Annotated in this window: 8 protein-coding genes; 6 read left to right on the top strand and 2 right to left on the bottom strand. The window is 62.9% G+C overall.

Annotated elements, in window-relative coordinates; translation table 11 throughout:
* Nucleotides 1–15 precede the first annotated feature (15 nt).
* The 6 genes from V6F78_RS04350 (at nt 16) to V6F78_RS04325 (ending at nt 8025) form a co-directional block, all read left to right on the top strand.
* Nucleotides 16–1194 (top strand): lipid-transfer protein, encoded by a 1179-nt coding sequence (locus tag V6F78_RS04350; RefSeq protein WP_048377236.1) that lies wholly within the window; start codon nt 16–18, stop codon nt 1192–1194.
* A gap of 10 nt (nt 1195–1204) precedes the next feature.
* Nucleotides 1205–2374, top strand: a complete 1170-nt coding sequence (locus V6F78_RS04345; RefSeq protein ID WP_047282380.1) for an acyl-CoA dehydrogenase family protein — start codon at nt 1205–1207, stop codon at nt 2372–2374.
* A gap of 98 nt (nt 2375–2472) precedes the next feature.
* Nucleotides 2473–3663 carry an acyl-CoA dehydrogenase family protein gene (locus V6F78_RS04340; protein ID WP_332726695.1) on the top strand — a complete coding sequence of 397 codons (1191 nt, stop codon included), beginning with the start codon at nt 2473–2475 and terminating at the stop codon, nt 3661–3663.
* 10 nt (nt 3664–3673) lie between these two features.
* The gene (locus V6F78_RS04335; protein ID WP_047280604.1) at nt 3674–4828 is read left to right on the top strand and encodes an acyl-CoA dehydrogenase family protein; all 1155 of its coding nucleotides are present in this window, start codon (nt 3674–3676) and stop codon (nt 4826–4828) included.
* A gap of 37 nt (nt 4829–4865) precedes the next feature.
* On the top strand, nt 4866–6554 hold the full coding sequence (locus tag V6F78_RS04330; protein WP_332726692.1) for a class I adenylate-forming enzyme family protein: 1689 nt from the start codon (nt 4866–4868) through the stop codon (nt 6552–6554).
* 88 nt (nt 6555–6642) lie between these two features.
* Nucleotides 6643–8025: a DUF1329 domain-containing protein gene (locus tag V6F78_RS04325; protein ID WP_390898196.1), complete on the top strand. Its 1383-nt coding sequence runs from the start codon at nt 6643–6645 to the stop codon at nt 8023–8025.
* A gap of 81 nt (nt 8026–8106) precedes the next feature.
* Here the strand turns inward: V6F78_RS04325 and bcsC are convergent, their stop codons facing one another.
* Complete coding sequence (gene bcsC, locus V6F78_RS04320) at nt 8107–11637, bottom strand: cellulose synthase complex outer membrane protein BcsC (protein WP_332726691.1); 3531 nt, start codon at nt 11635–11637, stop codon at nt 8107–8109.
* A complete protein-coding gene (bcsZ, locus tag V6F78_RS04315; protein WP_314399639.1) occupies nt 11625–12734 on the bottom strand; it encodes a cellulose synthase complex periplasmic endoglucanase BcsZ in 1110 nt (369 codons plus the stop codon). The genes bcsC and bcsZ overlap by 13 nt, the downstream gene beginning before the upstream one ends.

Below are 12734 nucleotides of genomic sequence, written 5' to 3'. Positions count from 1 at the left end.
CGGGAGGCAGTTCACATGTCGCAATCGTCACTCTCCGGGCGCGCCGCCATTGTCGGTCTGGGCGCCACCGAATTCTCGAAAAACTCCGGGCGCACCGAACTGCGCCTGGCGCTGGAAGCCACGTTGGCGGCCCTCAAAGACGCAGGCATTAACCCCGCCGACGTGGAGGGGTTCAGTTCGTACTCGGTGGACAAAGTGCCCGAGTATGAAATCGCCCGCTTGCTGGGCTGCAAAGACGTCAAGTTTTTCTCCCAGGTGCCCCACGGCGGTGGCGCAGCCTGCGCACCGATCATGCACGCGGCAATGGCCGTGGCCACCGGGGTCGCCAAGGTAGTCGTGGTGTACCGCGCCATGAACGAGCGTTCGTGGTACCGCTTTGGCAGCGGCAGCTATGGCTTTGCGTCCACGCCGATTTTCGAGAACGTCAATTACGGCTGGTACATGCCCCACGGCCTGCACACGCCAGCGTCCTGGGTCGGGATGTTCGCCCAGCGCTACATGCACACCTATGGCGCCACCTCGCAAGATTTCGGTCGCGTGGCCGTGGCCGTGCGTGACTTTGCCGCCACCAACCCGGCGGCGTTTTTTTACGGCAAGCCGATCACCCTGGAGGAGCATCAGGCCTCGCGTTGGATCTGCGAGCCGTTGCATTTGCTCGATTGCTGTCAGGAGTCCGATGGCGCCGTGGCCATGGTCATCACCTCGGCCGAGTACGCCAAAGACCTGCGCCAGAAACCGGTGATGATCAAGGCCGGCTCCCAGGGCATCACGTCGGGCCAGCAGATCATGACGTCGTTTTACCGCGACGACATCACCGGGCTGCCGGAAATGGGCGTGGTTGCCAAAGAACTGTATCGCCAGTCAGGGCTGGGCCCGGAGGCGCTGCAAACCGCCATTATTTACGACCACTTCACGCCGTTTGTACTGCCGCAACTCGAAGAGTTCGGGCTGTGCGAGCGGGGCCAGGCCAAGGAGTTCATCCGCGCCGGGCACCATGCCCGTGGCGGCAAGTTCCCGATCAACACCCATGGCGGGCAATTGGGCGAAGCCTATATCCACGGCATGAACGGCGTGGCCGAAGCGGTACGGCAAGTGCGGGGCAGCGCGGTCAACCAGGTGGATGACGTGCACAACGTGCTGGTCACCGCCGGTACGGGCGTGCCCACCAGCGGTTTGATTCTCGGCGCAGCCTAAGGAGTTATTTATGTTCGTCGACCTCACGCCCGAACAACATGCCCTGCGCCATACCGTGCGCGACTACTTTCAACAGCTGATGACCCCGGCCTTGCGCGAACAATTGCGCGGCAAGGAAGGGGGTGAGCTGTACCGCGACACCATCCGCCAGATGGGGCGCGATGGCTGGCTGGCGGTGGGCTGGCCCAAGGAACACGGCGGTCAGGGGTATGGCCCGACCGAGCAGTTCATCTTTTTCGAAGAAGCCAACATCGCCGGGGCGCCGCTGCCTTTCGTGACCATCAGCACCGTGGGGCCGGCGTTAATGGCGTACGGCACTGAGGCGCAGAAGGCCAAATTTTTGCCGGGTATCGCGGCCGGGGAAATCATCTTTGCCATCGGTTATTCCGAGCCTGAGGCCGGCAGCGACCTGGCGATGCTCAAAACCTCGGCGCGCCGGGAGGACGATCACTTCGTGGTCAATGGCAACAAGCTCTGGACCTCGGGCGCGGAGTCGGCGGATTACATCTGGCTGGCCGCGCGTACCGACCCTGAGCGGCCACGGCACAAGGGCGTGTCGATCCTGATTCTCGACACCCGCGCCGAGGGTTTTTCGACCACGGTCATCCCGACCACCAGCAACCCGACGGCCGCTACCTACTACGACAACGTGCGCGTGCCGCAGGACATGTTGGTGGGCGAGTTGCACGGCGGCTGGAAGCTCATCACGGCCCAACTCAACCACGAACGGCTCGGCCTTGGGGCGTGGTCGGACAAGGTCGTCGGCCTGTTCCGGCGTGTCTGGGCGTGGGCGCGCCAGCCCGATGAAAACGGCGTGCGGGCCGTCGATACCGCGTGGGTGCGGGCCGGGCTGGCCGAGTGCTATGCACGGCTGGAAGCCATGCGCCTGATTAACCTGCGCATCGCTGCCGATCTGGAGCGTGAGCGCATGGATGTGGCGCTGGCGTCCACCACCAAGGTGTACGGCTCGGAGTCGGGGATCGAGATTCTGCGCGTGCTGAGCACCATCGTCGGTGCCAGTGGGCTGGTGCGCAGCGGTTCGGCGGCTGCCGTGTTGCACGGCGACCTGGAGTACGAAGTGCGCGCCTCAGTGACCCTGACCTTTGGCGGCGGCACCAATGAAATCCAGCGCGAGCTGATTGCCCAGTTCGGCCTGGGCATGCCACGCACGCAGCGTTAACCCGTTTCACAGCCTGCCTTCGCGCCAGCCGCGACGCGCTGTCAGGGGGCCAGGCTGTGCAAGGGCTGTTCGTTTCCCAGGATCAACAGGTGAATCACATGAGCGCGATTGAGCAGTTCAGAGAACAAACCCGAAGGTGGCTTGAGGCCAATTGCCCGCCCTCCCAGCGTAAGGCGATCCCGGAAGGGGAACTGGTATGGGGCGGCCGGGAGGTGGCGTTTGCCGGTGATGACGCCCGGGTCTGGTTTGAGCGCATGCGCGACAAAGGCTGGTTTTGCCCCGACTGGCCGGTTGAATACGGCGGCGGTGGCTTGAGCCCGGAATACAACGCAGTGCTGGAGAGCGAACTGCGCCGCCTCAAATGCCGCCCGCCACAGATCAACCTCGGCATCTGGATGCTGGGCCCGGTGCTGTTGGAATTCGGCACTGAAGAACAGAAAAAAGCGCTGTTGACCCCCATGACCCGGGGCGAAGTGCGTTGGTGTCAGGGGTTTTCCGAACCCAATGCGGGGTCGGACCTGGCCAGCCTGAAAACCTCGGCGCGGGACGCGGGCGACCATTTTGTGGTGGACGGCAGCAAAATCTGGACTTCCTACGGCGACAAGTCGGACTGGATGTACGCGTTGGTGCGCACCGATCCTGCGGCGAGCAAACACACGGGCATCAGCCTGATCGTGCTCGACATGCAAAGCCCCGGCGTGAGCGTCGCACCGATTGATTTGATCAGCGGCAAATCCGCCTTCTGCCAAGTGTTTTTCGACGGCGTAAAAGTGCCGAAAAGCCAACTGATCGGCCCGCTTAATGGCGGCTGGAATCTGGCCAAGCGCCTGTTGCAACACGAACGCAAAGCCATGTCCAAGTTCGGCGAGTTCAGCTTGCCGACGCATGTTCATCTGTTGCCGCTGGTGCACGAATACCTGCCCGACGCCCAGGGCCTGGGTGAACAGGCGCTGGTGGCGCGCGCGGTCGCGTGCGCCATGAATGAGCAGGCCTACACCCTGACCGTGCAGCGCATGGGCGAAGAAGCCCGGGCCGGGCAAGACGTCAGCGGTTTGATGTCGATCATGAAGCTGGTGCACACCGAACAGGAGCGCGACAAGTTCGAGGTGCTGCTGGATGTGATGGGCTATCAGGCGCTGGGTTGGGACGCGACGGCGTTCAGTGCGCAGCAACAGGCCATCACTCGCGGCTGGTTGAACAGTTTCGCCCTGACCATCTCGGGCGGCGCCTCGGAAATCCAGCTCAATGTCATCGCCAAGCGGGTCCTCGGCCTGCCTGACGTGAAGTAAGGAACCCACCATGACTCTGCTTTATAGCGAAGAACAACGGCTACTGGCCGACAGCGCCCGCGAGTTTCTGGCGGCGCGCAGCCCGGTGTCACTGCAACGCGCCCTGCGTGATGAGCACCGTGCCTGCGGGTTCGATACTCAGTTGTGGCAAGACGCGGTGGCGCTGGGCTGGAGTGCGATTCCGTTTCCGGAAAACCTCGGCGGGCTGGATTTTGGCTGCATGGGGCTGGGGCCGATTTTCGAATCCATCGGCCACAACCTCAGTGCCTCGCCCTTGTTGTCCAGCGTAGTGCTCAGCGGCTCATTGCTGCACCTGCTGGGCAGCCCGCAGCAGCAGGACGGCTGGCTGTCGTCGGTCATCAGTGGCGAGCGTCGTCTGGCTCTGGCCCTCGACGAGCGCCCGCGGCACAGCCCGCAGAGCGTGAATGTGAGCGCGCGCCCCGAGGGCGACGGTTACGTGCTCAACGGCCACAAGTACTTCGTCATCGACGGAGTGGGGGCTGATGCCTATCTGGTGGTGGCGCGTACCGCTGAAGAGGCCACCGCCGAACAGGGCATCAGCCTGTTTCTGGTGCCCGCCGATGCGCCGGGCGTGACGGTCAGCGCCTTGCCGCTGATTGACTCGCGCAACCATGCGCAAGTGCGTCTGGACCAGGTGCGCCTGGGCGCGCAAGCGTTGCTGGGCGAGGCTGGCGCTGCCGGCCCCGTGCTCACCCGCGTGCTCGACCGTGGCCGGGTGTGCCTGGCGGCGGAACTGCTGGGCATGGCGGAAAAGCTCTTCGAGATGACCCTCGACTACCTCAAGACCCGTGTCCAGTTCGATGTGGCGATCGGTTCGTTCCAGTCGCTGCAACATCGCGCGGCGCAGTTATATGTCGAACTGTCACTGGCGCGCAGCGCGGTCATGGCCGGGCTCGCCGCGCTGGACGATGCGTCCATGACGGGGGTGGAGCGTCAGCGGCTGGCAAGCCTGGCCAAATGGAAAGCCGGCTCCATGGCCGTTCGCGTGGCCAATGAAGCGGTGCAGATGCACGGTGGCATCGGGGTGACCGATGAGCTGGATGTGGGGCTGTTTCTGAAACGCATCCGCGTGGCCCAGGCCTGTCTGGGGGATGCCGACTTCCACTGCGAGCGCTACGCCGCGCTGGAATCCGCGCCCGCCTGAGTCAGCCATAGGCGGTTAACGTCTGGAGAATAACAAGATGAAACTTGAGCAATGGCAGGGCGCCTGGCAGCAATTGATCGGCCCGGGCTCGCCCTATGAGGTGCTGCAAACCCCGGGCAGCGGTCACAAGTATTTTCGCCACACCGCCGCCAACGTGTGGGCGGCCATCGACAGCGGGCGGGTGCACGGGGACCGCGAATTTTTGGTGTGGGAACAGCAGCGGCTGAGCTTCAGCCAGTTTTTCGATCAGGTGGACCGTCTGGCCGGGCAACTGGTGCAGCGTTTTGGTGTGCGCCAAGGCGATCGGGTGGCCATCGCCATGCGCAATCAACCGGCCTGGCTGGTGGCGTTTGCCGCTATCCAGCGTTGCGGTGCGGTGTGTGTGCCGCTCAATAGCTGGGGCCTGCGCGATGAGTTGTTTCATGGCCTGCAAGACAGCAACGCTCAGGTGTGGGTGTGTGATGCGCCACGGTTGCAGTTGCTGGCCGCCGACCTGAGCGCACAGAGGCTCGCAACGTTGGTGGTGGGCATGCCTGCGGGCTCGCCACTGCAAGCGCATTGCCACCGCTTCGATGACCTGCTCGCTGAACCGCTCGTGAGCGTCCCACCAGCAAGGGTCGGGGCCGATGATCCGGCGCTGATTCTCTACACCTCGGGCACCACCAGTCTGGCCAAAGGCGTGCTCTCGACCCACCGCGCAGTGTGTCAGGCGCTGGTGGCGCTGGAGTTTCAGGGCGCGTTTTGCGCGGTGAGTTCACCCGAGCGCATCAGCGTGGTCATCAACAGTGGCTATGCGCCCACCACGTTGATGGCGGTGCCGCTGTTTCATGTCAGCGGGTTGCATGCGCAATTCCTCTTGGCCTTGCGCAGCGGTCGGCGGCTGTTGCTGATGTACAAGTGGGACGTGGAAACCGCCCTCGATCTGATTCGCGATGAGCAATGCACCCAGTTCAACGGTGCCCCGGTGATGATGCAGCAACTGCTGACATCACCGCGCTTCGGCACCGCCGATACCCGCAGCCTGTTCGGCCTCGGTCTGGGCGGGGCGGCCCCGTCCAGCAGCCTGCTGGCGCATTTGACCCAGCGTAAACCCGAGGCCGTGGGCGGCAGCGGCTATGGCCTGACGGAAAGCAATGGCATCGGCGCGGCGATTGGGGGCGATCAGTTCGTCTATAAACCGGCCGCCGCCGGTTGGCCGCTGCCCATCGTGGATGTGCGCATCGGCGACAGCCCCGACCAACCCGTGCCGACGGGCGTCAGCGGGGTGATCTGGCTGCGCTCGCCGACGTTGATGAGTGGCTACTGGAACCAGCCCGAGGCCAGCGCGCTGACCTTGCAAAACGGCTGGCTGGACACCGGTGACATCGGCAGGCTGGATGAGGAAGGCTTCCTCTACATCACCGACCGCGCCAAAGACCTGATCAATCGCGGCGGCGAAAAAATTTCAGCGGCGGAAGTGGAGTCATGCGCCTGCGAAATGCCCGGCGTGATCGAGGCGGCGGCGTTGGCCATGCCCGATGACGACCTGGGTGAAGTGGTGCTGCTGGTTGTGCGCGCCGAGGCGGGCAGAGCCCCGGACAGCGAGGCACTCAAGGCCTTCATGGCAGCGCGGCTGGCCAGTTACAAAGTGCCGGCGCGGGTTCACGTGCAGCACACCCCGTTTGAACGCAACGCGTCGGGCAAAACCCTCAAGGGCGTGCTCAAGACGCAGCTGCTCAGCGCCTGATTAGTCTTAGTGGACGATGTGTCCGGCTGCAGATGGCGAAGAATGGCACCACACCCCCAGCAAGCTTTACTCGCGTAGGAGGCAATACATGAAAATAACAAGAACAGGCGTCATGCTCGCAGCCACCCTGACCGTCAACGGACTGGCGATCAGTGCCGCACTGGCCCAGGTGTCCCCCGAAGAAGCGGCCAAACTGGGCAAGGAGCTGACCTGTGTCGGCGCCGAAAAGGCCGGTAACGCCGCGGGGACCATCCCGCCCTACACCGGCAAGTACCTGGGGGAGGTGCCCGGTTGGAACCACGTCAAATTCTCCGGCGACCACCCGGTCGACCCTTACGTTGATGAAAAACCGATTCTGGTGATCACCGCGCAGAACATGGCGCAGTACGCCGACCAACTGTCCGAAGGCCAGAAAGCGCTGCTCAAGCGCTACCCGACCACCTACAAGATGAACATCTACCCCGGCCACCGCGATTTCCGTTACCCCGACTACGTGTGCCGACGCGCCATGAGCAACGCCTTGAATGCCAAGCTGGTGGATGACGGCATGGGCATCGAAGGGCTGGGTCAAGTCCCGTTCCCGATTCCCAAGAGCGGCATGGAGCTGTTGTGGAATCACCAATTGCCGGCTCGCGCCTGGACAGAAGACAAAACCAGTGACCTGGCCTCGGTGTTGCCCAACGGCAGCATTGGCTGGGGCCGGGCCTACGGCAAGGGGCTGTCGCCCGCCAACTCACCGACCGTGGAACCGCGCACCGAAGACAAGCTACAGTCCTACACCAACAACACCACCCTCAAGCCTGCACGGGACAATGGGGTGATCAACATTGCCCACGAGCCCTACAACTTCAAGACCGACCCGCGTCAGGCCTGGACCTACAGCCCCTCGACCCGCCGCGTGCGCCAGTTGCCGGGGTATGGCTATGACCAGCCGATGATTGGCACCAATGGCACCATGACGGTGGACGAAGATCGCCTGTACAACGGCTCGCCGGAGCGTTTCACCTGGAAACTGGTCGGCAAGCGTGAGATGTACATCCCGGCCAATGCCTACAAGGCCAACGCGGGCACGGCCAAATACGCCGACTTGCTGACCGTCAATCACCCGAACCCGGATTACATGCGCTATGAGCTGCGGCGTGTGTGGGTGCTCGAAGCCGATTTGAAGGAAGGCTACCGTCACGTCTATGGCAAGCGCGTGCTGTTCATTGACGAGGACACCTGGCATTCGGTGATGGCCGATAACTACGATGCCCGCGGGCAGCTGTGGAAGCACGCCATGATCAATTACTACTACCACCCGGACATGAGCGCGTGGCAGGCAGGTTCGCAGTTCTTCATGGACTTGAACTCGGGTCAGTACACCGGTTACGGCATGACGAACGAGACCAAAAAAGGGGCGGTTCTGAACGAAGGCAAATTCACCGCCGATCAGTACACCGCTGATGCGGCGCGGGCCATGGGCCGTTAATAAACCGCTGCACAACGACGCGCCGCCTGCCCCGATGATGCCCCTGTTACAGGGCATCGCCGGGGCAGGCGGCGCGTTTTTTTACCTGAAGTCCGCGTAAGGAATCAGCGGTTCCACCGGAAGAGGCAGGTTGCCTTGCCACGGGTCGAAGGTATAACGCAGGTACATCAACGCGCGGCTCGGCGCGTAATCGTCGCTGTGCTGGTAAAGCACGCCTGCCCCCAACACCAGGTTGTCACTCAACCGGCGCTCCACCAGCCCCTGCACCTTGTAGCCAATCCCGTTGCTGGTACTGGAAGAGGTCTTGCCCAGTGGCTCGGCCAGTTCATAGCCCGCCTGATCCAGCGCACTCAACAGTTTGGAGTTCAAACCGTGGAGCGGGTAGAGGTCATTGCCGTCGGTCTTGGAGTGCGACCAACTGACCGAGGTTTCCAGCGACACCGACCAGTTGGCGGTGCGGAAGGCATAGTTGAGCGGCACGCCAATCGAGTAGTACTGCTGCGGGCTGTAATACCCACCCTGACCCAGGGTGTATTCGCTCAAATCCTGATCGTAACTCCAGTACATCAGGGTCAGGCCGGTGCGCATGCGTTCATCGGCGCTGTCACGCAACCGGTAGTAATAACCGGCCATGGCGGTGCTTTTGTGATTGTCGGCCACGTTTTTGCCGCGCAGCCAGTGTTGCCCCAGGCTGGCCCAGACCCCGTCCACGCCGCCTTCATCGTGGCTGAGCCCCAGTGTTACGCCGTTGGAGGTCACGCCACCCCAGGTCACGCCGGTGTTGCGGTCGGTCGCGCCGCTGTAGGACAGAATCGAGTTGCTCAGGGGCCGACGCGAACCGGTCAGCGTATAGCCCACCTGTCCAATCTTGTTGCTGTACGACACGCCGCCCAGCCAGTTGGGCACTTTGAAGGTGTCCGGCGTGCGGCCCACGTCAATTTCCCAAGTTTCATTTTTCCAGCCGGTGGCCAGCGTCGTCCCGCGCGCCGATTGCGAGTGGTTTTCGCAACCCGAGAACACAGGTTCAGAAGTGCCTTTGGCGACCACGCCGACGGAGCAGGTGCCGTAGTCTTCACGCACCAGACCGTCATCATCGGTCGTGAACTTGCCTGCATCCATGTCCAGTTGTTCGGCCCGCAGCCAACCCGTGCCATCCACCACCGGCAAATCGAGTTGCAGGATGGTGGTTTGGGTGTCGGTATCGGACGTGCCTTTGGAGGCATCGTCGGAGCGCCAGCCGTAGTCGGTGTACAGGTGCACGGTCGGGTTCTGACGTTGGTAAAGCTCATCGACGTCACTGCGCAGGCTGCTGGGCAGCCATTCGTCATTGTCCTTGGCCCGACTGGCCAGGGTCATGGCGCGGTCGTCGCGGGGGCTGGCTTGCTCGGGGGTTATTAACCCGGCGCCCGCCATGCCTTTGGCGTAGTAGTCCAGGGCCTGTTGTGGCTCTTTCGTCGAGATCAGGCGCGCCGCGTCGCGGTAGACCACGGGCTCTGCCTGCGGATTTTTGAGCAGCTCGGTGAACAGGGCGCTGGCTTTTTCCGGCTCGCCCACTTGCGACCAGGCATTGGCCAGGCGCCGCTGTTCGGACGCACTCAACTCGGTACCCGCGACCGGTTTGAATTGGGTCAGTTGCTGGCGTGCCGCAGGCAGCTGACCGGCACTGATCAGTGATTCGATTTGGCCCAAGCGTGCGCTTGCATTGTTCGGATCTTGTTGCAGCACCTGGTTGTAGAGGGTGCCGGCCTGGTGGTAGTCGCCACGCTCGCTGGCCCAACGCGCCACGGTCAGCAGGTCGTCGGTATCAGGCTGTTGCATCAGCAGCGCGATGGCTTCAGGTTCCTGACCTGCGTCGCGCAGGCTCTGCGCGCGGGCCACCAATAGGTTGCGTTGCAGCCGGGTGCCCAGTTCGCGCATCGGATCACTCCAGCGCTCGCGCGGCAGCTGTTCCAGCACCTTCAGTGCGCTGGCATCACGGTCTGTGCTCGACAGGTACAACCCATAGGCATACAACGCTTCGGGGTTTTGCCCCTGGCGGCGCATCAGTTGCTTGAAGCTGTCGTCCGCCGCACCGGGCTGGTTGATCTCCCGTTGCGCGTTGGCCAGCCGGTAGGTGAGCCACGGCTCGTCCGGGGTCAGGGTACGGATTTTGCTTAAGAGGGCCACCACGCTTGGCCAGTCTTGGCGGGCAGTGGCCGCATCGGCTTTTTGGTTCAGCTCATCGAGCTCAAAGCCGCGACGCAACCCGGCGAATTCCTGCTGGCTGGAGGCGGGCAGGCTGTTGAGAAAAGCCTTGGCCTTGTCCGGGGATTGCGCGCTGTACAACCGCACCAGCGCCCGAATGGCGCTGCCGTTACCGGGTTCAAGTTTGCGCGCTTGGAGCAGCAGCGCTTCAGCCTGAATGTCATTGAGCTCACCACGGGCGACCGCGGCCAGCCCGATCAAGGCATCGGCATCCCGGGGTCTGGCTTTACGCGCTTGTTCAAATGCGCGGCGCGCGGTGGGGTAGTCTTTGCGATCCAGCGCCTTGTCGCCCTGACTGAGCAGCATCAAATAGTGGCTGGCGTCCATCAGGTCTTGCCACTGGCTCATGTATGACGTGTCTTGCTCTTTGCTGCGCGCTTTGACAAAGGTGGCATTGGCCTCTTCATAACGGCTCTGGCGCAGCAGCGCCAAGCCCAGCGCGCCATACAGGCTCGGATCTTCGGGGTAACGGCTGATGGCCCTGCGCAACAAGCCTTCTGCCACCACCGGTGAACGCTGTTGTTCGATCATCTGCTTGCCTTGCGCACCCGCCACCCAGGCCGGGTCGGCCAACAGACGTTGTTGCGTGAGCAAGAGGTTGTTGGCTGCCACGGCATTCGGTGAAGCCGGGTAGCGCTTCAAAAATGCCTGCCAGGCCTGCACGGTTTTGCTTTCGACCGGCAAGCTTTTCAGGTACTCGAACTCGCGGTCCGCTGCCGCATTGCTGGCTTGCGGGTCGCTGGCGAGTTGATTGAGCACCGCCAGGGCTTCAGCGGGACGGTTTTCCCTGAACAGCAGATCAACCAGGGTCTGGCGCAGACCGGCGTTACCGGGGTACTGGCTGTCCAGGGTGCGCAGTTGGTCAATCACCTTGGGCCGCTGGCCGGGGATATTGCTGCGAATGCGCAGGTATTCGAGCGCGGTGGCGAAATCCGGGGGCGCATCGCCAAACAGGCGTTCAAATACCGCGCTGGACTCTTCAGGACGTCCGGCAGCGGCCAGCAAGCGCGCTTCTTGCAGCGCCTTCTGGTTCTGCGGGTCTTGCAGCTTCATCAGGCTTTGCGCTTGTCGCAGGGCGGCGGAGTCGGGCGCGACCTGTTGCAGGTGCGCGAGCCGCTCACGCGCCACGTCCGGTTTTTTCTCCAGCAGCGCCTGACGAATCGACGCCACCAATGCCTGCGGGTTATCCGGGGCAATCAGCTCCAGACGCGCCAAAGAATCACGTACCAGGTCTTCGCGGTACATGGCTTCGCCGATGCGCACTTGTTCCAGCAACCATTGCTGCTGGTCCTGAACGCTGGTGGGTTGTGCCATGACGGCGGTGGACAGGCCACTGAGCAAAAATGCCCATGTTTTTATTGTTCGCATGCGTCAGTCCAGGCCGGTAATAACTGTCCGTGTTTGTCGAAGCGGTAGCGCTGTTCATCCCAACCCTGGCCAAACAAGGCCAGTGACTGGTTGTAATACGCATCGGCGGCAAGGGGCTCCTGCTGCAAACGCTGTTTTTGTACGGCGTAGGCAGGAGAATCAGCGCTGGCCAGCAACGGCAGCAGTGCAGCGGAAAACCCCGCAGGCCCTTTACCGCTGTATTTGCCGGTCACGGCATCCACTGTTTCGGGAGGATAGCCCTGGGTTTGGGTGAGCGTGACCATGGGCGCGAAATGTTGCTGCAAGGTCTGGCGCCCGGGGGCATCGTCGGCCAGCATGCCGACCCATAGGTACACCCGTATCGCGTCGTAGTCACCGGCGCTGCCGTTTTGTGGGTCCGGTGCCCAGCCACTGGCGGCCTTCCAGACCAGCCAGTCAGGGGCGAACCCCTTGGGGGAGCCCTCAACCAGTAAACGCTGCTGATTGGTGGCCAACTCGGCCCACACCGGCGACAGCTGGGCAAACCGCGCCATCAACTGCGGCGGCGTGTAACTGGGGTTGAGCCGCCAGCCATCAGGGGTATCGAACCCCACGTCGCCGGGCAACATCATCAGCCCCAGCTTGGGCAGCTTGCGTACGGTTTGCGCGGCACTGCGCCAGAGCATGTTTTGCCCCAGCGCGCTGTAGGCCGGTTCATTCCACAGGCGACCGGCTTCAAGCAGGGTGTAGGCGATCCACAGGTCCGAGTCGGTGGCGTTGTTGCTGTCCAGCACTTGCCACTTGCCCGCCTTCGAACGCCCCCATAACCAGGCGGGCAGGTTGGCTTGCAGGTCGCCTGCGGCCAGGTTGTTGCGGGTCCAGTCGAGGATGCGCTCAAAGGAGGGTTTGTCGTTGGCCAACAGGGCGAAAAACAACCCGTAACTTTGCCCCTCCGAGGTGGTGATCAGTTTCTTGGACGAGCGATCGATGATGCGCCCGTCAGCACTCATCATCGCCGCCTTGTAACTGTCCCAGGCGGGCCAGGCACAGCTGGCCGCGCTCGCTGCAGCGGGCAATCCGAGGGACAAGGTCATGACCACAGCCGCCAGTGCTTTCAT

This window comes from Pseudomonas sp. ESBL9 (assembly GCF_036668715.1).
Taxonomy (GTDB): domain Bacteria; phylum Pseudomonadota; class Gammaproteobacteria; order Pseudomonadales; family Pseudomonadaceae; genus Aquipseudomonas; species Aquipseudomonas lundensis.
The sequence above is the reverse complement of the archived record's forward strand: the minus strand, read 5'-3'. Positions and strand labels throughout refer to the sequence as shown.

Coding starts and splice junctions, on each gene's coding strand:
- V6F78_RS04340 (WP_332726695.1), top strand. CDS start 2,473: ATGAGCGCGATTGAGCAGTTCAGAGAACAAACCCGAAGGTGGCTTGAG.
- V6F78_RS04325 (WP_390898196.1), top strand. CDS start 6,643: ATGAAAATAACAAGAACAGGCGTCATGCTCGCAGCCACCCTGACCGTC.
- V6F78_RS04345 (WP_047282380.1), top strand. CDS start 1,205: ATGTTCGTCGACCTCACGCCCGAACAACATGCCCTGCGCCATACCGTG.
- V6F78_RS04335 (WP_047280604.1), top strand. CDS start 3,674: ATGACTCTGCTTTATAGCGAAGAACAACGGCTACTGGCCGACAGCGCC.
- V6F78_RS04350 (WP_048377236.1), top strand. CDS start 16: ATGTCGCAATCGTCACTCTCCGGGCGCGCCGCCATTGTCGGTCTGGGC.
- bcsC (WP_332726691.1), bottom strand. CDS start 11,637: ATGCGAACAATAAAAACATGGGCATTTTTGCTCAGTGGCCTGTCCACC.
- V6F78_RS04330 (WP_332726692.1), top strand. CDS start 4,866: ATGAAACTTGAGCAATGGCAGGGCGCCTGGCAGCAATTGATCGGCCCG.
- bcsZ (WP_314399639.1), bottom strand. CDS start 12,734: ATGAAAGCACTGGCGGCTGTGGTCATGACCTTGTCCCTCGGATTGCCC.